This window comes from Microbacterium sp., assembly GCF_052102115.1.
Taxonomy (GTDB): Bacteria; Actinomycetota; Actinomycetes; order Actinomycetales; family Microbacteriaceae; genus Microbacterium.
Window position 1 is genome coordinate 38,296 of sequence record NZ_JBQDVP010000016.1, and the last position, 21,839, is coordinate 60,134.

A 21,839-nucleotide genomic window follows, 5' to 3' on the forward strand; every position below is an offset into this window, starting at 1 on the left:
ATTATTGCATCTAATGCAACGTTATGATGGGTGACATGGCTCACAACGCGGATCGCGCCCTTGCGAAACCGCCCGGAATCGTGGGGCCGAGCACCCATCCGGGGGCATCGGCGCTCCCCCACTCCAGGGCTACGCTGACAAGCAGGCGCGATCATGGCGACCCGAAGGCGCGGAAACACGCGGAATCGCGGGATGTTGCATCAGCTCGAAAAGTTCTCGGTTGGCGATCCATCCGTTCCGCGACGTGAACACGCGCAGCCAGCACATTCTGTTCAATCAGCTTGCCCGCGACGCCGGATGGGTCATCGACTGGTCGCAGATTCCCGGCGACGTGTTCGCCCACGCCCACACCCTCGCCATCGTGGAAGACCACACAGGCGTCGAGGCGCTGATACGGCCGAACCTCCACCAGCTCGACGCAGGTGCGCGACCTGGGGAGGCACTAACGGTGGAGCAGGTGCGCAGCTTTCAAGCGAGGGGTGTCTCGCGGACGCCGGACGTGCTGGATCGCGAACTCGACGCGGCCCGCCGCCGTTCTCACCTGGCGCCGCGGCCGTTCGAAACGGGGACGCGCCGCCCGGAACCGCTAGCGCCCCACGCCGGACGGTCTCTGTAATTCAACCAGGTCACGTCACAGGCTTAGCCGTGGCGCAGAGATTCCATGTGGCGATGACGGCACGGTGATCGCTGCCAGTGACGTGGAAGCTTTCCCAGTGGGTCGGGGTGGCGCCTCTCGCGAAGATGTGATCGATCGCGGTGAAAGCTGGGATGGGCTTTTCTTCGGGCCAGGTGGGCCAAGGGATGGGACCTGCCGCTTCGGCAGCGCTGCGCAAATCTGACGCCAACCGTCGAAGCACAGGGTGCGCGAACGAGGCGTTGAAGTCGCCCGCGATGATGAGGCGGTCGTCCCGGGTCTGCTGTACCCACGTGGCGATGTCGTCGATACCGGAACGCCAGCCGTTGGGTTGCCACACTGGCGGGGGCGGGTGGACGGCGGCGAGCCGGACAGCGCCTGCCCCTGGCAGGGTGGCAACGGCGCTGACCTGGTCGAACTCGCTCCCGGGGATATTCTCTTCCATCGACAGGGGGTATGCGGAAAGGATCACGCTTCCATTAGCCGGTCCGGGGGTGACCTCGCGAGTGCGGTAGGGCAGGACGTCGGCGAGTTCTTCTTCGGTGAGCACGGCGTCGATGAGTGTCTCGTCCGCCTCGAGCAACATGACGGCATCGGGCTCAGTCGTGCGGATGAGTGCCGCTAGAGCAACAGGGTCAGCACCGGCAAGCTTGGCGTTGAACGACAGCACCGTCACTCGTGCGTCGCTCTCACAGGTCTCTCCAACGTGAACCGGGGTGAGGGCCGGGACCCCGCTGATCACGGCGCCGATGATCAACACCAACGCTGCGGCCCACACCCGAAAGATCAACGAGGCGATCGCGAGCAGGAGGAGGATGAGGGATCCGAGGGGCACGAGCGCTTGAGCCACGGGAATCGCGGCAACACCGCGGATCTCAAGATAGGGCAGCACTGCGGCGCAGACCGAGATCACCGCCGCGACAGATGTCCAGAAGACCACCTGTCGCCGCGTTCTCCGCCGTGACATGCCCACGCGTTGGCTGCTCATCGTCTTCATCCTGCCAGTTTGGTCTCAGCACCGACTATCAGCTTCGGGATTCGCGCTGAACGTCGAGGGGGCACTGAGTTTCGATCCGAGATCGCGGACCTGGGAGTCCGAGTCATGCTAGTCACAGGCTGCGCTCCGGCCCTTCTCGCTGCTGATCCGGGCCGGTCCTCGTCGGTCCGACGTTGCGGCGCGTGAGGGCTTCCTGACGGGCTTGCAGAGCTTCGCGCTCGGCTCGTTGCTGCTCGCGTCGCTGGGTGAGCCATTTGGCGGCCTCCGCGACAGGGCGGGCGTCCAGCTCCGCAATGATGTCCCTTGCTTCGGCTACCTGCTTCCTGGCGTGTTCGGCGTCGGTTCTGGGGTTGGGGATGCGGAATGTGCCCCGCATCAGTCGTGCCTGTTCCGCGCCGTACACGTCGACGGTGAGGCGATCCCGCTCGACGGCCTGCCGCTGGGCCGTCTGTTGCTTTGCGGTTTCCGCTTCGCTGAGGGCCTGTTCAACCGCCCGGACCTCGTAGTGAGCGTCGGCCTGTCCTACGGCGATCGTCTGCGCCCACTCGGTGAAGGGTCGCAAGAGAGACGGTGCGGTGCCCCAGGTCTGAGTGACACGCTGCTCGATCTTCTCGACTGATTCCGCCGCGGTGTCGATGTTCCGGGCGGCGGCGCGCTTGCGCCCGAACCTCACCGCCCTCGCCTCCGCTCGGGCGGCATGGAGATGCGCGCGAGCGTGCACGAGTTCTTGCCCGTCCGCCCGCGCCCGAGTCTCCACTCCCGTGGTGACCGTCTGACGAGTGCGTTCCGCAAGCTCCTTCGCGTGGGTCACACGCTCGGCGTGCTTCTCGGCTTCGACCTGATGCGCCTGCTTCTGTGCGGCGAATCGGGCGGCGGCTTCCTCGAACAGGGCCGCGTGCTGCTCTGCGCGTTCGATGACCTGGGTGAGGCGTGCACGCTCGGTCTGCACGAGACGCACCGGCCCGTCCTCCACGAGCCCGCGCACGGCCTCTGCCGCGCGTTCGGTGGCGTCGGCGAGGCCGTGGTCGGCGCGGTCGCGTTCCATCGCAGCGATGAACTGTTCCTTGGCCTGTTCTTGGCTTTCGGCGACGACGTGCAACAGGTTCTGTTCCCGGCCGCGAGTCATGCCGACATACACGCTCGCGGCGCTGGTGGTATCGGTGAGGATCGTGTGCGATCCCGCCACGGTCGCGCCCTGGACTCCGTAGGCGGTCGCTGCATACGACAGGTGCGCGTGCTCGGCCACATACTCGGCGGGCAGGCGCATGGTGCGCTGCCGCTTCCGCCCGCTCCCCGCCTCGCGCACTCTGAGCGTGCCGTCCTGCTCGACGCGTTGCACGATCCAGTTCTGCCGGTTCGCGACACCAATGCTGGTGTTGTTCTTGCGTGTCTGGATCACGTCCCCGGCACCAATGGGGAGGCCGTCGCTTCCGGTTGCGGTGCGGTGGTCGTCGACCTCGCCGCGCGACACTCGTTCCTCACGGATACGCGCGTTCACAGTCCGGGCCTCGTCGTTGGACGTAACCGTGACAGCTTCTCCCTCCCGGCGCTGACCGGCAATGTGCTCGCGCACGTCCTCGTCGCTGGCGTGCAGGCGGATGAGTCCGAGCGCGGTAAGCCGGTCGAACACCGCGCCAGGCTTGTCGCCGTCGCGCATCCGCACCGTGACCTCGGCGTAGGCGGCGTCGGTGAAGCGATGCACCTCGGCCATGTCGAACGTGCGCCCCCGGAGCTGCGCGGCCGTATCGAGCACACCGCCGCGACCAACAGCCGCGAGCTGCGCCCGATCCCCGACGAGCGCGACCGTCGCGCCCGCCTCGGCGGTGACGGTCAGGAGGGCGATTGCGGTGTCTTGGTCGAGCATCCCGGCCTCGTCCACGATCACCCGCTCACCCCGCGCCAGCCGTGCGCCCTCTGCCGGACCGCGATAGCTGCGCCCGGTCCCGGGGTCGATGTCGCCGGGTGCGAGGCGCGTCCATACGCCGTCGCTATTCCATCGCCACCCATGCGCGTGCATGAGCGCCGCAACACTCGTTGCGGGCACGCCGAGTTCACCGTGTGCGACCTGCGCCGCGCGCAACGTCGGCGCAACCACCCGCGACGCCCGCCCGTGTCGTGCGGCGACTTCGATTGCAACGGCGAGCATCGTCGTCTTTCCGCTCCCTGCTGCACCTTCTACAACCACGAGCGAGTCGGTCGATGCGACCGCGGCCGCGGCGCGCTCCTGCCCAGCATCCAGGCCGAGCCTGCGCGCCGCCCGGCGCACGTCCGGGTGCCCAGGGCCTTGCTGCGGGATGCGCGCGGCGATGAGGTCGCGCAGCTCCGTCTCCGCCTGCACCACCCTGAGCGACGTGAGATGCGCGACATGCTCCGGGGCGGCCGCGCCGTGCGGGAGAATCGAGAAGCAATCCTCCATCGCCAACGCGGTGGCGATGTTCACGAATTCGCGTATCTCGGCCGATACGGCTTGCACGCCGTACTCGGTCATAATCCGGGTGACGTGCTCCTGCACCGTGTGCCGCGTCCACGCCGAACCACCAGCAGCGCACCGATCCAGCGCCCGGTTCGCAACAGTCTGCACGGAGAGGTCATCCAGCGACGCCGTCGCACGGTGCGCGGGCCGGCGCAACGTGGCCGGGTCGTAGCCGGCGTCGCGCAACTCGGTCACCCAGGCCTGTTCTTCATTGAGCGTGGTGGGCTTCTTCGCGAGCCGCTCATGCGCCCACGCTTTCGCCGCGAGACGCGCGGAGACGACCGGCCCCACAGTCTCGCCCGGATGCGCCGCCTCCCATTCCGCTTCGAGCCGTTCGAGGTGTCGGCGTACTTGCTCGCCACGCTTGCTCATCACGCCGTTGAACCGCTCAAGCTCGACCACCTCGCCCGATACCGGATCGAGAGTCAGGCCGTGCCGATCCAGCACCTCCGCAAGCTCCGGGTGCGCGGCGATCACAGCCGTACCGAGGGCGCGGATCGCGCCCTGCTGCTTGAACAGCGCCGCGGTGTCCAGCGCCCGCCACTTCCCGGCCGCCCATACGCGGGTGCCGATCTGGAAGTGGATATGCCGATGTGGATCACCCGCGCGGCTGGTGCGATGCGGCACCGCGACCGTCTGCAACTGCGAGACGGGCACCACCTCCTGCTTCCCACGCGGCCCCACACGGGTCACGGAGTGCTGAGCGAGCCAACGTTGAATCTCACTCACGGCGTCCTGCTGCGCCCGGTCGAGAGCATCCGAGACTTCGGGGTGGAGCGCGGCGGCGATCGACAACGACTTCGGGGCGTTCACGACCATCTCCGCGAACCTCGGCGACCCCTGCCTCCCCTCGCCCGGCAGGCGCGGCCTGCCCATCGACTCACCCGTGAGCGGATTGATCCAGTCCACCCAGCCCGCGTACGCCTCCGGGTCGAGCCCCAGCGCGGCGGTCACGTTCCCATCACCGTCAAGCGCGGTGAACTGCGCCACGGACGTGTCAGCGCCGAGGTAGTAGTCATCCGCGCGAGAGCGGTCGGCCTCGACATAACGGCGCGCATCGGCCCCGGCTCCTCGGAACAAGATCACACCGCCATGCATGAGACTCACCACCAACTGTTCCTACAATCGAAACACGAGCTACCTATCACGGTAGCATACGTCCATTCTTTAGAACAGTCGAAGGCTGACGTGGAACGACGCGAGGGCCAATGGGGATCGTGGTTGTTGGCTCTGGTCACGGTGTGGTTGCGGATGAGTGCTGTGGCTGTCGAAGGATGACGAACGCGTCGATGAGTCAGCCGTCAAGGAACGGCCTGGAGACTATGACGAGGCGTCGTGAGCGGCATCCGGTGGTATCGGTATTACCTCATATAGCGGGCACAGAACCGCGGCTTCGACGGGCGGCTGAGACCAGCCGCAGCAACGCTCGTAGGGTTGAGCGTCGTCACATGCTCGGATAGCGGGTGTAAACCCCGGTCCACGGGGTGCATATGTGGGTTCAGGTGGAAGTGCAAGAAGAAGCGGTGTGAGGGTCACCCGTTGATAGGGCGCCCCTCACACCGCTGATTTCAATGCGACGTCGCGAGTGAGTCGAGGTAGTTTTGCACCTCTCGTCGTTCACTGCTGGTCAGGGAGTCGTCAGTGAAGCTAACCACGATCCAATTCGACTGGTATGCGCCAGGTGCACTTTCGGCAAAGCCATGGGCATCCGCGCGTGTCGAGAACTTGAGGATCTCGGCGTGATCGGCACTGTAGGCCTGAACGCAGCCAGACTTGTCTGCGCACAGTCGAGTCGTGTCCTCGCGCATACCCTCAAGCGCCACTATCTCCGTCCCACTGTGTGTGAGATCGGCCAGATTGATGTCCTGACGGGTATCTCGTGACACCAGCGTGACGACGGCGACGACTATGAAGATCAGCAACGCAACGCCCGCGAGCGAGGCTGCGATCACCCATCCTAGACGTCTGGATCGCTTAGCTGCACTCACCTCCTGCACTTTACGGCCAGTTGCACTTGTAGGGGTAAGCCCCGCCATCTACAAGCCAGTTCGGGCGGTTGGCTCGCGTACCTTCGAGATCCCAGGTTGGTCCGCCGGTCACAGGCGTGTAGGCGCCGACAACGTGGCATTCGAACTGCTGGTGATACGTGGCTTTTGTTCGAGAGAGCGGAGCCTTGTTCGCCCATTCGTCCCACCCGGCTGTCTTCATGATGGTCTGGCCGATCGCCCAACCACCAACCGCAACACCGGACTGAACGGCCGTTCCCCATGCGGTCGGGGTTCCTGTGATCTTCTGCGTGCTGCTGTTCTGATAAACCGGACCGAACAACGCGGCGCCAAGCCAGGGGTCCGCAACGACTGGATACTCAAAGCTCGCCGACGTGTGGTCGACGACTTGCACCAAAGTGTTCCCTCGCAAGTCATAGTGTGTCGGAACCTGAGCGCCCGTCGCGTCAACGGCCCACGGCGGCGCAACACCCAGAACCAGCGTCTCTCCGCTGGTCACGAGAACTACCCCCGAGTCATCGATTGAGATCGCAGCGTCGTCCGGGAGACTCAGGCCGTAAGAGAACTCTTGCGGCGCAGCCGCCGACGCGATGATGGTGGTCACCTGCACGCTGCCATCGTTCTTGACGACCGGCACTGTGGTCGTGCCGTTGCCATTGTTAAACGCCACAACCCCAGGCTCAAGCACTTCTGCCTTTGCTTTGACATCAGAGAAGGGCAACAGCACGTCTGCGCCACCGATCTGCAGCGGCGTCCCCGACTCGGCGGGAACGGTTACCTGAACATCGCCTTCCGTGGCCTGGACAGCGCCATCGCTGGTCAGACGCGTCGCCGAACTGACGTTTTCCAGAACGTCCGACGCTTCTCCTATCTGAGCGTGATCTTGAACCGTAACCGTCTCCAACGCCTGTAGCGGATCAGGCTCTCCTTCCTCGGCATGCGCACCTGCGGGAACCATGACGGCCGCCAGCACGGCGGCGAGCGTCGCCGCCGCTACCGTGACCTTTCTTCTGCCTCCGGTTGTCGTCTTCACTGTTCTTCCTCCGATCAATGTAATGAGAATGATTCTCGCTCTCATCATGCCCCGGTCTGATGGATTTCGAAAGGGCGAGTTCGCGTCGCATGATCACTCCGATAGAGGAACTGAAGGTCGCAGTAGCTGGGCAGCATTGACCTCTGCCATGTGCTAACTCATGTGCTACCGACCGCGTAGGCATGCGTATCGCGGTGGAGTAATCCACAGGTGGGTCTCGCTACAACCGCGGAATCATGCGGCAGAACGCCGATCCACGATCCTGCACGCGAGGGGGAACTGGTCAGTTCAAGTCCCCCTCCGCGCACAGCAAGAAAAGCCCCCGTCATGGGGGCTTTTCTCATTTCCGGATCAGACCGCGCCGACGCCGAACACGAGCCCGAGCGCGTACGTCACAGCGGCGGCGCCGAACCCGATCGCAAGCTGGCGGAGAGCCCGGCGCAGCGGCGGCCCTCCCGAGAGGATGCCGACAGTCGCCCCCGTCGCAAGAAGCGCGACGCCCACCAGCAGCAGGGCGACGAGGATGGCGCTCAAGCCCTGCAATCCGAAGATCCACGGCAGGACGGGGATGATCGCACCGGAGGCGAACAGCAGGAAGCTCGAGATCGCCGCGGTCCAGTCGCTGCCGACGATGTCGTGGTCGCTCGATGCACCATGGGCGTGGATCGGCCCCGTGGCGGATCGCCGCACGCCCTCCTGCGCGGCGGCGATGATGCGGCGGGAGCGTGCGAGGGCTTCGGACTGGTCGATGCCGCGCGCGCGATAGACGAGGGCGAGTTCGTTCTCGTCTATGTCGAGGTCGCCCGCCGACTGCGCGGCATCTTCATTGGCCTCGGTCGAGGCGAGCAGCTCGCGCTGCGAACGGACAGACACGAACTCCCCCGCCCCCATTGAGAGGGCACCGGCAAGGAGTCCGGCGATCCCGCTGAACAGCACGAAGCTCGGGGCCACCCCCGTCGCTCCGATCCCGAGCACCAGCGCGAGGTTGCTGACGAGTCCGTCGTTGGCGCCGAAGACAGCCGCCCGGAAGGAGCCCGAGAGCCGGCGCCTGCCGCGTGCGGCGAGGCCGCGGACCACCTCGTAGTGGATCTTCTCGTCAGCACGCATCGCCGGAGTGGCGTACAACTCCGTGTCGTAGGGCGATCGCGCCTCTGCACTCTGCGCGAGCACGAGCACGAAGATCGATCCGAATCGCCCGGCCGCCCACCCGAGCAGCCGAGACCGCAGGCCTGCGCGTGGAAGCCGATCGGGCTCTCCACCGAGCAGATCCAGCCAGTGCTCCTCATGACGGCGTTCCGCGTCCGCGAGGCTCTGCAGGATCTCGCGCTCTTCACCGGTCTTGCGATCTGCAAGCTTCTGATAGACGAGCCCCTCCGCGCGCTCCTCGACGAGATACCGCGCCCACCGGCGACGGTCGGCCTCGGTCGGCTCTGCGGCTGAGGGCGCGCTCATATGTCCTCCGGATCGGGGCGGCGGGATGCGTTCGGGCGTCCTCAACGCTATCGGCGCGCCAGCGGCGGCAGTCCCGAAAAGCCCGGATTGCCAGCATTTCGGGGCTCCTAAGGGGCCGCGGCGCGGGCAGGATGCTACGAACGAACGCGCTTGCGGAGCAGATCGATCCGCTGCTGCAGCTGCGCCACAGTGGCCTGTGCCACGGCCGGACCACCGCAGAGCCGGCGGAGCTCTGCGTGCACGGCGCCGTGCGGCTCACCGGCCTGTCGGGCGTAGAGGCCGACGAGACTGTTCAGCAGCTGTCGCTGCTCTCGAAGCGTGCGGTGCAGCGGCGGCGGCAGTGTCGTGGTGGGTTCCGGCCCCTCGTTGGCCTCGCGCGCAGCGCGTAGCTTCGATTGGCGGGTCTGACGCTGCATGAGCAGCTCGTGCACGTGCTCGGGTTCGAGGAGCCCGGGAATGCCGATGAACTCCTCCTCCTCCGGGCTGCCGGGTTCGGCGAGCTGACCGAACTCACTGCCTTCGAAGACGACCCGATCGAAGTGGGCGAGCGAGGAGATCGCCTGATAGGTGAACTCCTGCGTCAGGGCATCCGATGCTTCCTCTTCGCGATTCGCGCTGTCCAGCAGCGAGTCGTCGAGCCCGTCGTCATCCGCGCTCTGCCGATCCAACGCATGGTCGCGCTGCTTCTCGAGCTCGTTCGCGAGCCCCATCAGCACCGGGACGTTGGGCAGGAAGATGCTGGCTGCCTCACCGCGGCGACGCGCGCGCACGAATCGGCCTACTGCCTGAGCGAAGAACAGCGGCGTCGACGACGACGTTGCGTACACGCCGACGGCGAGCCGTGGGACGTCGACCCCCTCGGACACCATGCGCACTGCGACCATCCAGCGGCTGCCGTCGGCGCTGAACCGCTCGATCCGCTCGGATGCCGTGGCGTCGTCGGAGAGCACGAGCGTCGGTCGCTGCCCGGTGATGCTGTGCAAGATCTTGGCGTACGCCCTGGCGACGGTCTGATCGGTCGCGAGCACCAGACCGCCGGCATCCGGCAGATGATGGCGGATCTCGGTGAGCCGCCGGTCGGCGGCCGACAGCACCGCCGGGATCCACTCGCCCTCCGGGTCGAGTGCCGTGCGCCATGCCTGGGAAGTGACGTCCTTGGTGTTGTCCTGCCCGAGGTGGGCCTCGAGCTCGTCACCGGCGCTGGTGCGCCATCGCATCTTGCCCGAGTACATGTGGAACAGCACCGGTCGCACGACGCCGTCGGCGAGGGCACGGCCGTAGCCGTAGGCGTAGTCGGTGGTCGAGATGCGCGCCCCGGATTCGTCGGGCGCGTAGGTGACGAACGGGATCGGCGCGGTGTCGCTGCGGAACGGGGTGCCAGAGAGCGAGAGTCTGCGCTTCGCGGGCTCGTACGCGTCGCGGATGCCGTCGCCCCAGCTGAGCGCGTCACCACCGTGGTGCACCTCGTCGAGGATCACCAGGGTGTCGGCATCCGCGGTGAGGTGGCGGTGCAGAGAGGGCCTGGCGGCCACCTGGGCGTACGTGACGACGACCCCGTGGTACTGCCGGGACGGTGCCCAGTGGCTGTTGCGGAATCGCGGATCGAGCCGGACGCTCACCCGGGCCGCGGCATCCGCCCACTGCGTCTTCAAGTGCTCCGTCGGGGCGACGACGATGACCCGATTCACCTCGCCCATGCGCAGCAGTTCGACGGCGAGGGTCAGCGCGAACGTGGTCTTTCCGGCTCCGGGGGTCGCAGCGACGAGGAAGTCCCGCTGATCACGCGCGAAATACAGGTCGAGTGCCTCGTGCTGCCAGGCGCGCAGCTTGTCCGCCGTCCCCCATGGGGCGCGCTGAGGGAAGGACGGAGAGAGCATCGACTCCAGGGTAATAGCTGCGGATGTAAGCTCGATCCCTGTCGAAGGAGAGCACGATGACCGATCCGGAATCCTCCCGAACGCCGTACGTATCCAACGAGGGCCCGCACCCGTGGCATCGTTTCGTGACCGTCGGCGATTCCTTCACGGAGGGCATCGGCGACCCGGATCCCGAAGCGCCGGGCGGGCACCGCGGGTGGGCAGACCGCGTGGCAGAGGTCCTCGCCTCACAGGTCGACGAGTTCGCCTACGCGAACCTCGCGGTGCGCGGCAAACTCATCGCGCAGATCGTCGCTGATCAGATCGAGCCCGCCGTCGCGCTGCGCCCCGATCTGATCTCACTCTGTGCCGGCGGCAACGATGTGATCCGGCCGGGGACCGACCCCGACGCCATTGCGGCGATGCTCGAAGACGCCGTGTCGCGCCTGGCGTCCACGGGTGCCGCGATCATCCTGTTCACCGGCATCGATACGGGGTTCACGCCCGTGTTCCGCCCGTTCCGCGGCAAAGTCGCCATCTACAACGAGAACGTGCGGGCCATCGCCGACCGTCACGACTGCATCGTGGCTGACCAGTGGGCTCTGAAGACCGTCCAGGATCCTCGCTTCTTCGATGATGACCGGCTGCACTACAACGCTCTGGGCCACCACGAGGTCGCACGTATGGTGCTGCGCGCCCTCAACGTGCCGAATGATCTGCAGGCCATGCAGCCGGATCCGTTGCCGGTACGCAGTTGGCGCGAAGCGCGATCCGAAGACCTCGGGTGGGCCCGTGAGCATCTCGTGCCCTGGGTGCTGCGGCGGCTGCGACACCAGTCGTCGGGTGACCTCGTCTCAGCCAAACGTCCCGACGCCGCACCGGTGATCCTCGTCTCCGACGACGACTGACGGCGGATCGTCAGGTCGACAGCGCCCAGAGCGCCACGGCCGCCGCGGAGGCGACATTGAGGGAGTCCACTCCCCCGCGCATCGGGATCGTGACGACGGCATCCGCAGCATCCAGCGCTGTGTCGGAGAGCCCTCCGCCCTCTGTGCCGAGCAGGAGCGCGACCTTCTCCGGCCGCGCCGCTGCGTATACGTCGAGCGGGACGGCGTCGTCGCTCAGTGCCAGCGCCGTCAGTTCGAATCCCGCGGCCCGCACCTCTTCGACACCCGTTCCCCAGTTGTCGATGCGTGTCCAGGGCACCTGAAAGACCGTGCCCATACTGACCTTCACGCTGCGGCGGTACAGCGGATCGGCGCACCGTGAGGTGACCAGCACGGCATCGGCGCCGAGTCCCGCCGCCGCGCGGAACGCTGCGCCCACATTCGTGTGCTCGATGAGATCTTCCAGCACGAGCACCAGCCGTGCCTCACGCAGCACCGCGCCCAGCACCGGAAGCTCCGGCCGGTGCATCGACGCCAGCGCTCCGCGATGCACGGCGTAGCCTGTCACCTGTTCGGCAACGCTGTCGGACACGACGTAGATCGGTGCGTCGCGATCTTCGAGAACTCTCTCGAGGCCGGGTACCCATCGTTCCTGCGCGAGCACCGACCGCGGTACGTGCCCCGCCGCGACGGCACGCTCGATCACCTTCGAGGATTCGGCTATGTAGAGCCCGCCCCGCGGCTCCTGCACGCGGCGGAGCGCCGTGTCGGTCAGGTTCCGATAGTCCGCGAGCCGCGGGTCCGATGCGTCGTCGACGTGCTCGATGTGCATGCCGACAACTCTGCCACCACACCCCGCGCTGCCACGACGCACCGTAGACTCGTCGGGGAGGTTCCGTGAGCGTGACGATCAATGCCGAGCTGGCTGCTGGCATCGAGAGATCCGCAGATCTCCTCCGCGGCCGCAGCATCGCCGTCCTCACCGGTGCCGGCATCTCGACGGATTCCGGCATCCCCGCTTACCGCGGCGAGGGGGCACGGACCCGCGCCGACCCGATGACCGGTCAGCGATACCTGGCCGATGAGACGGCGCGGCGCCGCTATTGGATCGGCGGACACCTCGGTTGGCGCGCCTTCGCCTCCGCCCAGCCGAACTCTGCGCACCTCGCGCTGGCCGAGATGGAACGCGACGGGGTCGTTTCCGGCGTCATCACCCAGAACGTGGATGGACTGCACCTGCGAGCCGGCAGCGCCCGCGTCGTCGAGGTGCACGGCACCATGCGCCGCGTGCTGTGCTTGAACTGCGGTCAGGTATTCGACCGTCGTGACATCGCCGTGCAGATCGAAGAGCTCAATCCGTGGATCACTGTCCCCGAGAACATCGTTCTGAACCCGGACGGCGACGTCGCCCCGGAAAGCAGCGACGGCTTCATCGTCCCCACGTGCACGATCTGCGGGGGCATGCTCAAGCCCGACGTCGTCTTCTTCGGCGAATTCGTCCCGGCCGACCGCTTCCGCGCGGCGGAGTCGATGCTGCGCGGCAGCGACGCTCTCATCGTCGCCGGCTCTTCTCTTGTCGTGAACTCGGGCGTTCGCCTCGTCGAGCGAGCCCGGCGCCGCGGCATCCCCCTGATCATCGTCAATCGCGAGCCGACGCGCGCCGACCCGTGGGCGCATGCCGTGCTCACCGGCGGCACCGGCGATGTGCTCCCGACCCTCAAGGAGCTGCTGTAGTGCCCCTCATCACCCTCGTCCGTCACGGCCAAACCGACTGGAACCTCGATCGCCGCATCCAGGGCTCCACCGACATTCCGCTGAACGAGACCGGACGCGCGGATGCGCTGGCCGCAGGCGAGCTCCTCAGCGGAGGATCGCATCACGCGATCTACGCCAGCCCGTTGGTCCGCGCGCACGAGACGGCGCGAATCATCGCTGACCGACTCGGACTCGCGGCCCCGGCGACAGCCCCTGACATGCGCGAGCGCGAGTTCGGCGAGGGCGAGGGGATGCTGGTCGAGGACTATCTCCAGCAGTTCGAGAACTGGCATGCGGCCCCGACCGGCGCGGAATCGCTCGACGTCGTCCGCGACCGCGCGCTGAGCGCGCTCGACCAGATCGCCCGGGAGTCGCGGCGCCGCTCAGCCCCGGCCGCCGAGTCCGTGATCGTCGTCACGCACGGCGGCGTCATCCGCTCTCTGCTGCACCACGCCTCCAGCGGCTCGCTGCCCCGTGAGGGCGACGTGCTGCGCAACGGCTCCCTGCACCGGTTCGAGGCCGGACCTGGCTTGCTCCGGCTTCTGGAGCCCGTGGCCCCCTAAGCGCCGCGCTCCGCCACCGCTCGCGCGTGCCGCAGCACCGGCTCATCGACCATTTGTCCGCAGAACCGGAAAACGCCCCGCTCCCCCTCTGCTGCGGCCAGCACGTCACGAGCCCAGGCCAGCGTCTCGGCGTCCGGTGCGTAAGCCGCGCGGATCGTCGCCACCTGTCCCGGATGAATGCACGCCGTCGCACGGAACCCGGATGCCGCAGCATCCTCGGCCTCCGCAGCGAGCCCCAAAGTGTCTTCGATGTCGATGTGGACGGCATCGATGGCGGCCTTGCCGTGCGCTGCCGCTTCGAGCAGCACCCGCGAGCGCGCAAGACGGGCCACGTCGCGATAGCGACCGTCGGCATGGCGGCTGGCGGTGCCGCCGAGGGATGCGACGAGGTCCTCTGCACCCCACATCAGCGCGACGACACGGTCGTGCGCGGCGATCCGGGCCGCTTCGCTCACGCCGCGGGCCGTCTCGCACAGGGCGATCAGCGAGTAGGACTCGTCGAAGCGGTCGAGGGCAGCGGTGTCCTCCGCCTTCGCGACCATCACGGTGCGGAACGGCGATTCGGCGAGCATGGCGAGGTCATCTGCGAAATCGGCCGTGTCCGGCGCATTGACGCGAACGATCACGCGGGCCGGGTCGAGGTCGGATGCCGCGACGTGCGCCCGCGCGGCGGATTTCGCATCAGGGGCGACCGCATCCTCGAGATCGAGGATCACGGCATCGGCCCGCTCAGCCGCCTTGGCGAAGCGCTCCGGGCGGTCGCCGGGGCAGAACAGCAACGCGGGACCGAGGTCGAACACCATCAGCTCTCCTTCGGTGCGCAGTGGACGAGAACTGTGCGGGTCGCCGTCGCGACGACGACGTCATCCTGATTGCGCCCCGTGTGCGAAACCGTGCAAATACCCTGACCCGGGCGCGAGTGCGACAGGCGCTTCTCGGTCACCACGCTCTCGCTGTAGAGCGTGTCACCGGCGAAAAGCGGATGCGGGAATGCGATGTCGCTGAGGCCGAGCTGCGCGACGAGCGTGCCCTGTGTGAGCTGCGCGACCGAGGCGCCCACCAGCGTCGACAGAGTCCACATCGAGTTCATCAGCCGCTGGCCGAATTCCTGGGTCTGCGCGAATGCGGCATCCAGGTGGAGAGCCTGCGTGTTCATGGTGAGGGCCGTGAAGAGCACGTTGTCGGCCTCTGTCGCCGTGCGCCCGGGGCGATGCAGGTATCGGTCGCCGATCTCGAACTCTTCGAAGTACAGCCCCCGCTGCACGATATCCGTCACATCAGTCCCAATCCACGAGCGATCACCAGCAACTGCACCTCGGTCGTGCCTTCGCCGATCTCGAGGATCTTCGAATCACGATAGTGCCGTCCCACCGCGAACTCGTTCATGAATCCGTTGCCCCCGAAGATTTGGGTGGCGTCGCGGGCGTTGTCCATCGCCGCATCTCCGGCGACGAGTTTGGCGATCGCCGCGGCCTCGGCGAACGGTTTGCCCGCATCACGCAGCCGGGCGGCATGGTGCCAGGCGAGTCGGGCGGTGTGCACGCGGGCGCGCATGCGAGCAAGCGTGAACTGCGCGTTCTGCCGGGTGCTCAGGGCCGCCCCGAAAACCGTGCGGCTCTTCGCGTACTGCACAGCCTCTTCGAGGCATCCCTCCGCGGCACCGGTTGCGAGCGCAGCGATCGCGATGCGCCCCTCATCGAGGATGCTGAGGAAGCTCCGGAAGCCCGTTCCGCGCTCTCCGAGCAGGTTGGCCGCCGGCACGCGCACGCCGTCGAAGGTGAGCGGGTGCGTGTCCGACGCGCGCCACCCGACCTTGTCATACGGCGCCTCAACGGTGAAGCCCGGTGTTCCGTTCGGCACGATGATCGTCGAGATCTCCTTGCGGCCCTCGCTCTCCCCAGTGACAGCGGTGACCGTGATGAAACGGGTGATCGGCGTCCCGGAGTTCGTGATGAACTGTTTGGCGCCGTCGATCACCCATTCGTCGCCGTCGAGGCGCGCGTTCGTACGTGTCGCACCGGCGTCGCTACCGGCCTCCGGCTCAGTGAGGCCGAATCCGGCCAGGGCGCGCCCGGAGAGGAGATCCGGCAGGAGCTCCTCGCGCTGCGCATCGTTTCCGAACCGGAAGATCGGCATGGCTCCCAGACTCACGCCCGCCTCGAGGGTGATGGCGATCGATTGGTCGACGCGGCCCAGAGCTTCGATCGCGAGGCCGAGCGCCATGTAGTCGCCGCCCTGTCCGCCGTACTGCTCCGGGAAGGGCAGGCCGAACAGTCCGAGTTCCCCCATCCGAGCGACGACATCCATCGATAGCGTGTGCGTCCGGTCGGCCTCGTAGGCCTGCGGGGCCACGACCGTGTCGGCGAAGTCGCGCACCATGGCGCTGAGTTCGAGTTCCTCTTCGGTGAGTTCTGCGGCCATGACGTCGTCCTCCTCGATCCACGCGGTGGCACCCAGCGCATGTTTTCGGTTACTGTTCACTAACCCGACAATTTAGGTTAGCGAGCGTTAACTGAAATGACAAGCCCCCTCACCGCGCGGGATCGCGCCAAGGCTGAGCGCGCGGACGCCCTCCTCGCTGAGGCCGCTAGACTGTTCGCGGAGCGTGGATACCCGGGTGTGAGCCTGGAGGAGATCGGCGCGGCGGTCGGGGTCTCCGGCCCGGCCGTGTATCGGCACTTCGCCGGCAAGCAGGCGCTGCTCGGTGCCGTGCTCGTCAAGGTCAGCGAAGACCTCGTCGACGGCGGCACACGTGTCTCGGGGGAATCCGACGGCGCGGACGAGCGGATGGCAGCCCTGATCGCTTTCCACGTGGATTTCGCCCTCGGCAACGCCGACGTCATCCGCGTGCACGACCGCGACCTTGCGCACCTGTCCGATGCGGACCGCGCCGAGGTGCGTCACCTGCAGCGCACGTACATCGACCTGTGGATCTCCGCGCTCACACCGCTGCACGATGCCCCGGCCGATGAACTCCGACTGCGCGTGCAAGCCTGCTTCGGCCTCATCAACTCCACCCCGCACAGCACGCGCAGCGCGTCGCGATCGAAGCGAGCCACCGCCGAGATCCTCACGGCGATGGCCCACGCAGCGCTCATCGCCTGAGGGTCGTCAGCGGTCAGCCCAGAAGCATCGCTCTCCCCGGCTCCTCCAGGATGTCGGCGACGTCTTTCACGAACCGGGCCCCTTCGGCACCGTCGACGATCCGATGGTCGAATGACAGGCTCAGCGTCATCACCTGGCGCAGCGCGATCTCACCGCGGTGCTCCCACGGCATCGATCGAACGGCACCGACAGCGAGGATGCCCGATTGCCCGGGCGGCAGTATCGGGGTACCGGCATCGATGCCGAAGACGCCGATGTTGGTGATCGAGAACGTGCCGCCGGCGAGCTCGGCCGGCGAGGTTTTGCCTGACCGAGCCGTCTGCGTGAGGGCGGTTACAGCATCCGCGAGCTGCGGTACCGTCATCCGCTCCGCGTCCCGGATGTTCGGCACGATGAGGCCCCGCTCGGTCGCCGCGGCGATGCCGAGGTCGACGTAGTGCGGCTGGACGATCTCGCCGGCTTCCTCGTCCCATCGGGAGTTCAGACCCGGCGTACGACTCAGTGCCAGGCAGACAGCCTTCGCGACGATGACGAGCGGCCCGATCCGGTGATCGGCGAGCGAGCGATCCGCACGCAGGCTCTCGATGAGGTCCATGGTCGCGGTGACGTCGACGGTGTGGAATGTCGTCACGTGCGGCGCCGTGAAGGCACTCTGCACCATAGCGGCCGCCGTGTGCTTGCGCACCCCCCGGATCGGGATGCGGGTCTCTCGCTCGGGAGTGTCATCGAAGATTCCCGGCTGCAGCGGCTTCGGCCGCCGGGGCGCCGAGGCGGACTCGGTGCGGCCGCCGACGCGCTCAGCGTACGAGTCGATGTCGTCGCGCGTGATCACGCGGTCACCGACCTCCGCCGCGACCAGCACGATGTCGATGCCCAGGCGCTTCGCATATGCGCGCACCGGCGGTGTCGAGCGGGGGCGCTCGCCCGTCCGGGTGGAGGCCGGGGCCTCCGGGAGCGCGTCGTGCGGGGCGGCCTCCAGCACGGCAGTGTCCGCCGCGGGAGCACCGGACACGGCGCGGCGCGCGCGTCGTTTCGGGCGCGCCTTGTTCGATGGTGCGGCACCGTAGCCGACGAGGTTCGGCGGGGTCTTCTCCTCCGCCCCCTCCGTCTTCTGCTCCCCCGCGGCGTCGGCGGGCGCGGCATCCGCCGGTGACGACGACTCGACCGCGAAGGCGATCAGCGGTGCGCCGACGTCGACCGTATCGCCCGCCTGGGCGTGGAGCGTTTCGACCGTGCCGTCGTATGGCGACGGGAGCTCGACCACCGCTTTGGCGGTCTCGACCTCGGCGAGCGTCTGGTTGAGCGTCACCGTGTCGCCCGGGGCGACCAGCCATTGCACGATCTCCGCGTCGGCGAGTCCTTCGCCGAGGTCCGGCAGATGGAATTCCTGGATCATGACTCTGCTCCCGTCAGGCTGTTCGGCCGGTCGAGGACGCGGTCGACGGCATCCAGGATCCGGTCGAGATCGGGCAGGTGGAACTTCTCCAGCTTCGCGGGCGGATACGGCACGTCGTGCCCGGTGACCCGCACCGGTGCCGCCTCGAGGTACTCGAAGCAGCGTTCGGTGATGCTGGCGATCACCTCGGCGGCGACTCCGGCCTCCCGCGAGGCCTCGTGCGCCACGACGACACGACCGGTGCGGCGCACGGAGGCTGCGACCGAGTCGTAGTCGACCGGTGAGATCGATCGCAGGTCGATGACCTCGAGCGACAGCCCCTCGTCCGCGGCGGCGGATGCGGCGTCCAGTGCGGTGGAGACCATTGCACCGTAGGTGATGACCGTGGCATCCGTGCCTTCGTGTACGACGTGAGCAAGCCCCATCGGCGGGGCGTCGGCCAGCGACGCGTCCAGATCGACCTCACCCTTGTGGTGGTACAGGCGTTTGGGCTCGAAGAAGATCACCGGATCGTCGGACGCGATCGCCTGCTGAAGACAGCGGTAGGCGTCCTGTGGGTTCGACACGGCGATCACCCGGAGTCCCGCCGTGTGCACGAAGTACGCCTCCGGCGATTCGGAGTGATGCTCGGCCGCACCGATGCCGCCGGCCCAGGGGATGCGGATCGTGATCGGCATCTTCACCCGGCCCTGCGTGCGGTAGTGCAGCTTGGCGACCTGCGCGACGATCTGGTCGAACGCGGGGTACACGAAGCCGTCGAACTGGATCTCGACGACTGGGCGGTACCCGCGGTACGCGAGCCCAACGGCCGTGCCGACGATGCCCGACTCCGCAAGTGGCGTGTCGATGACGCGAGCCGCCCCGAACTCGTCGAGCAACCCGTCGGTGATGCGGAAGACGCCGCCGAGCTTGCCGATGTCCTCGCCCATGATGATGACCTTGTCATCGTCCTTCATAGCCTGGTGAAGTCCCGCGTTCAGGGCCTTGCCGAGTGTGAGCTGGGTCATCTCAGGCCTCCTCGAACGTCGCGAGGTAGGCCGCGTACTCGTCGCGCTCCCGGGCGAGGCCGCTGTGCGGCTCCGCATACACGCTGTCGAATACGGCGAGCGGTTCGCGCGTCACCATGCCGAGGCAGGCGGCGCGCATCTCGCGAGCCATCCGGTCGGCATCCGCGTGCGCGGCGGCGATCTGCTCGTCATCGATCTCGCCGAGTCCGCGCAGGTACGCCTCGACGCGGGCGATCGGGTCGCGAGTCTTCCAGGCGTCCAGCTCGGCGGGGTCGCGGTACCGGGTCGGGTCGTCGGAGGTCGTGTGCGGGCCCATCCGATAGGTCACCGCCTCGATGAACGCCGGCCCCTTGCCGGCGCGTGCGTGTGCGAGCGCCCACCGCATCGCAGCCATGCAGGCGAGCACGTCGTTGCCGTCCACGCGCATGCTCGGGATGCCGAAGCCGGGAGCCCGCCCCGAGATCGGGAACTGCGACTGTACGGCGACCGGCTCGGAGATCGCCCAGTGATTGTTCTGGCAGACGAAGACGACAGGCGCCTTGTACGACGCGGCGAAGACCATGGCCTCGTTGACGTCGCCCTGGCTGGTCGCCCCGTCGCCGAAGTAGGTCACGGCGACCTCGGGCGCCTTCTCGTGTTTGATGCCCATCGCGTAGCCGACGGCATGCAGCGTCTGGGCGCCGATGATGATCTGCAGCGGAGCCATCCGCATCTGCATCGGGTCGTACGGAGCTCCCTCTTCGCCGCGCCAGACGCGCACGAAGTCGCCGGGCTCGGCACCGCGGGCGTAGATGACGCCGGTCTCGCGGTAACTCGGGAACACGAAGTCGATGGGATCGAGCGCGCGGGCGGTGCCGATCTGAGCGGCCTCCTGACCGTTGCACGGCGCCCACAAGCCCAGTTGGCCCTGCCGCTGCAGTGCGACGCCCTCGGCGTCGATGCGACGGAGGATCACCATGTCGCGATGCAGTGCGCGCAGTTGCGCTGGGTCGACGTCGGAGACGAGCGGGTCGAGATCAGGATTGCCCAGGCGTGTCCCGTCGGGAGCGAGAAGCCGCTCCGCGAGTTCGAGATCCTGCGCCGTGTCTGCGATCGGAGTGGTCTGCGGTGACATCTGCGTCCTCCTGTCGTGTGTGCCCTTCGTGGGGGCGTTCACGCCGTGCACCGACGTCTTCATCGGTTACCTCGAGGGTACGTCCGCTGATCAGCACGCTCAAGCATTCGCGCTCATCTTGAGCATGTTGCGCAGTTCGCAGCGATTGAACCTGCTATGGTTTGGCACTATGTCGACGCTTGATCGTGTAGATCTCGAACTGCTGAGTGCCCTCTCCGAAGACCCCCGTACGACCGTCGTCGCGCTCGCCGAACGACTCGGGCTCTCACGCAACACCATCCAGGCCCGGATGGCCCGTTTGGAGCAGACTGGAGTCTTCCTGTCGTACGAGCGCTCCTTCTCACCCGAGGTGCTGGGGTTCCCCCTGCAGGCCTTCGTCAGCATCGGGCTGCGACAGACCGAACTGCCCCGGATCACAGCCGAGCTCGCTCGCATTCCCGAAGTTCTGCAGGTGCACGGCCTGAGCGGCTCGATCGACCTGCTCGCGCGAGTGGCGTGCCGTGACGCACGTCACCTCTTCGACACCGACGCGCGAATCCTCTCGATCGAGGGCGTGGAACGGACCGAGACCTCGTTGGCGATGGGCGAGGTCATCCCCTACCGGGTAGCCGGTCTCATCGGCCTCGCGCGACGGGAACCCTGAGGAAGCGGCGAATAGCGCCGGCCGCCTCGGCGGGAGTCTCGTAGTGGATGAGATGCCCGACCCGGGCGATCTCGACGAGTTCGGCATCGGGGAACAGCGTCGCCAGACGACGCTCAGCCTCGATCGGGGTGATGTCGTCCTGCTGGGCGGCGACAAGCAGTGTCGGGACGTCGATCTCAGGGGCGAAGGTGCGCACGTCGTGCGAGACGCTCGCGACGAATGCGTCGCGCAGCACGTCGCGATCGGCGAAGTCGGAGAAGTAGGTGTCGTGCTGGTCGTGGATGAACCGTCGCAGTTCCAGATCGCGTGTCTTCGCCATCGTGACGCTCATCCCCCGCACGATCAGCCTGTTGCGCAGCAACGCCGTGCCGATTGCGGCGGGCAGCTTCGCCCCCAGCCCGTAGTAGAGCACGGCCAGTTTCGTCAGGATGCCCTTCGGCCCCTCCAGCGCGGGTGCGCCGATGGGGTTGATGAGGATGAGCCGCGGGGTTTCGAGACCGCCGGCGACAGCCGCTGAGGCAACGATCGACCCAAATGAGTGGCCGAGGATGACGGCGCCGGGCGCGACGGCCGCTGCGAACTCGCGCAGCCACTGCGCATACTCGTCGAGGTCGTGCGTGCGCCCCGGTAGCGGGGCGGTCTCGCCGAACCCGGGCAGGTCGGGCGCGATGACGCGCAGTTCGGGCAGATAGGCGAGCACGGGTTCGAGACCATGGTGCTCGCCGCGGAAGCCGTGCACGGCGATCACGGTCGTCGCATTCTCGGGCCCGTAGACCCAGTAGGCGGTGCGTCCGCCCCGGACCTCGACCTCGTGACGCTCTATCGGGATGCGGCCGAGACGAGCGGCATACGGCGACGAGACGGGCATGGCTCAAGTCTACGGGCGTGCCTCACCGGCGATGTCGGAGGTCGTCCCTA

20 protein-coding genes are annotated in these 21,839 nt (G+C 67.3%); 6 read left to right on the forward strand and 14 right to left on the reverse strand.

The window, feature by feature from the left end:
* Positions 1-220 precede the first annotated feature (220 nt).
* Entirely contained in the window at positions 221-616 is a 396-nt protein-coding gene (locus tag ACTICP_RS07230) for a hypothetical protein (protein ID WP_441890933.1), read from the forward strand.
* A 10-nt stretch (positions 617-626) separates the two neighbouring features.
* On the opposite strand, the gene ACTICP_RS07235 is transcribed toward ACTICP_RS07230, so the two are convergent.
* The 6 genes from ACTICP_RS07235 to ACTICP_RS07260 form a co-directional block, all read right to left on the reverse strand.
* On the reverse strand, positions 627-1,622 hold the full coding sequence (locus ACTICP_RS07235; protein ID WP_441881797.1) for an endonuclease/exonuclease/phosphatase family protein: 996 nt from the start codon (positions 1,620-1,622) through the stop codon (positions 627-629).
* A 121-nt stretch (positions 1,623-1,743) separates the two neighbouring features.
* Positions 1,744-5,202, reverse strand: coding sequence for a MobF family relaxase (gene mobF / locus ACTICP_RS07240; protein WP_441890974.1), 3,459 nt, complete (start codon positions 5,200-5,202; stop codon positions 1,744-1,746).
* A 470-nt stretch (positions 5,203-5,672) separates the two neighbouring features.
* A complete protein-coding gene (locus ACTICP_RS07245; protein WP_441890935.1) occupies positions 5,673-6,056 on the reverse strand; it encodes a hypothetical protein in 384 nt (127 codons plus the stop codon).
* Positions 6,057-6,102: 46 nt separating this feature from the next.
* Entirely contained in the window at positions 6,103-7,143 is a 1,041-nt protein-coding gene (locus ACTICP_RS07250; RefSeq protein ID WP_441881803.1) for a hypothetical protein, read from the reverse strand.
* 351 nt (positions 7,144-7,494) lie between these two features.
* The gene (locus ACTICP_RS07255) at positions 7,495-8,595 is read right to left on the reverse strand and encodes a VIT1/CCC1 transporter family protein (RefSeq protein ID WP_441890937.1); all 1,101 of its coding nucleotides are present in this window, start codon (positions 8,593-8,595) and stop codon (positions 7,495-7,497) included.
* Positions 8,596-8,729: 134 nt separating this feature from the next.
* Positions 8,730-10,472: a DEAD/DEAH box helicase gene (locus tag ACTICP_RS07260; protein WP_441890939.1), complete on the reverse strand. Its 1,743-nt coding sequence runs from the start codon at positions 10,470-10,472 to the stop codon at positions 8,730-8,732.
* Positions 10,473-10,528: 56 nt separating this feature from the next.
* Here ACTICP_RS07260 and ACTICP_RS07265 point away from each other — a divergent pair, with 56 nt between their 5' ends.
* Positions 10,529-11,359 (forward strand): SGNH/GDSL hydrolase family protein, encoded by an 831-nt coding sequence (locus tag ACTICP_RS07265; protein WP_441890941.1) that lies wholly within the window; start codon positions 10,529-10,531, stop codon positions 11,357-11,359.
* 10 nt (positions 11,360-11,369) lie between these two features.
* Here the strand turns inward: ACTICP_RS07265 and ACTICP_RS07270 are convergent, their stop codons facing one another.
* Positions 11,370-12,170 (reverse strand): TrmH family RNA methyltransferase, encoded by an 801-nt coding sequence (locus ACTICP_RS07270; protein ID WP_441890943.1) that lies wholly within the window; start codon positions 12,168-12,170, stop codon positions 11,370-11,372.
* Between the two features lie 65 nt (positions 12,171-12,235).
* Here ACTICP_RS07270 and ACTICP_RS07275 point away from each other — a divergent pair, with 65 nt between their 5' ends.
* Both ACTICP_RS07275 and ACTICP_RS07280 read left to right on the forward strand, forming a co-directional pair.
* Complete coding sequence (locus tag ACTICP_RS07275) at positions 12,236-13,072, forward strand: Sir2 family NAD-dependent protein deacetylase (protein WP_441890945.1); 837 nt, start codon at positions 12,236-12,238, stop codon at positions 13,070-13,072.
* Positions 13,072-13,656, forward strand: a complete 585-nt coding sequence (locus ACTICP_RS07280) for a histidine phosphatase family protein (RefSeq protein WP_441890947.1) — start codon at positions 13,072-13,074, stop codon at positions 13,654-13,656. Before ACTICP_RS07275 ends, ACTICP_RS07280 begins: the two co-directional genes overlap by 1 nt.
* On the opposite strand, the gene ACTICP_RS07285 is transcribed toward ACTICP_RS07280, so the two are convergent.
* From ACTICP_RS07285 to ACTICP_RS07295, 3 genes are read right to left on the reverse strand one after another with little or no spacing between them, the layout of a single operon-like run.
* Positions 13,653-14,459: an HpcH/HpaI aldolase/citrate lyase family protein gene (locus ACTICP_RS07285; protein WP_441890949.1), complete on the reverse strand. Its 807-nt coding sequence runs from the start codon at positions 14,457-14,459 to the stop codon at positions 13,653-13,655. The two genes, ACTICP_RS07280 and ACTICP_RS07285, sit on opposite strands and share 4 nt — an antisense overlap.
* Positions 14,459-14,932, reverse strand: coding sequence for a MaoC family dehydratase (locus tag ACTICP_RS07290; protein ID WP_441890951.1), 474 nt, complete (start codon positions 14,930-14,932; stop codon positions 14,459-14,461). Before ACTICP_RS07290 ends, ACTICP_RS07285 begins: the two co-directional genes overlap by 1 nt.
* The gene (locus ACTICP_RS07295) at positions 14,929-16,077 is read right to left on the reverse strand and encodes an acyl-CoA dehydrogenase family protein (protein WP_441890976.1); all 1,149 of its coding nucleotides are present in this window, start codon (positions 16,075-16,077) and stop codon (positions 14,929-14,931) included. Before ACTICP_RS07295 ends, ACTICP_RS07290 begins: the two co-directional genes overlap by 4 nt.
* Positions 16,078-16,173: 96 nt before the next feature.
* Here ACTICP_RS07295 and ACTICP_RS07300 point away from each other — a divergent pair, with 96 nt between their 5' ends.
* Complete coding sequence (locus ACTICP_RS07300; RefSeq protein WP_441890953.1) at positions 16,174-16,761, forward strand: TetR/AcrR family transcriptional regulator; 588 nt, start codon at positions 16,174-16,176, stop codon at positions 16,759-16,761.
* Positions 16,762-16,774: 13 nt separating this feature from the next.
* Here the strand turns inward: ACTICP_RS07300 and ACTICP_RS07305 are convergent, their stop codons facing one another.
* The 3 genes from ACTICP_RS07305 to pdhA are packed head-to-tail and all read right to left on the reverse strand — an operon-like array spanning position 16,775 to position 20,278.
* Positions 16,775-18,157, reverse strand: a complete 1,383-nt coding sequence (locus tag ACTICP_RS07305; RefSeq protein ID WP_441890955.1) for a dihydrolipoamide acetyltransferase family protein — start codon at positions 18,155-18,157, stop codon at positions 16,775-16,777.
* Positions 18,154-19,164 (reverse strand): alpha-ketoacid dehydrogenase subunit beta, encoded by a 1,011-nt coding sequence (locus ACTICP_RS07310; RefSeq protein WP_441890957.1) that lies wholly within the window; start codon positions 19,162-19,164, stop codon positions 18,154-18,156. The genes ACTICP_RS07305 and ACTICP_RS07310 overlap by 4 nt, the downstream gene beginning before the upstream one ends.
* 1 nt (position 19,165) lies before the next feature.
* Complete coding sequence (pdhA, locus tag ACTICP_RS07315; protein WP_441890959.1) at positions 19,166-20,278, reverse strand: pyruvate dehydrogenase (acetyl-transferring) E1 component subunit alpha; 1,113 nt, start codon at positions 20,276-20,278, stop codon at positions 19,166-19,168.
* Between the two features lie 169 nt (positions 20,279-20,447).
* On the opposite strand from pdhA, the gene ACTICP_RS07320 reads away from it, so the two are divergent.
* Positions 20,448-20,921, forward strand: coding sequence for an Lrp/AsnC family transcriptional regulator (locus tag ACTICP_RS07320; RefSeq protein WP_441890961.1), 474 nt, complete (start codon positions 20,448-20,450; stop codon positions 20,919-20,921).
* Here ACTICP_RS07320 and ACTICP_RS07325 read toward each other — a convergent pair.
* Positions 20,893-21,789: an alpha/beta fold hydrolase gene (locus ACTICP_RS07325; RefSeq protein ID WP_441890963.1), complete on the reverse strand. Its 897-nt coding sequence runs from the start codon at positions 21,787-21,789 to the stop codon at positions 20,893-20,895. The genes ACTICP_RS07320 and ACTICP_RS07325 overlap by 29 nt on opposite strands.
* Between the last annotated feature and the right edge of the window lie 50 nt (positions 21,790-21,839).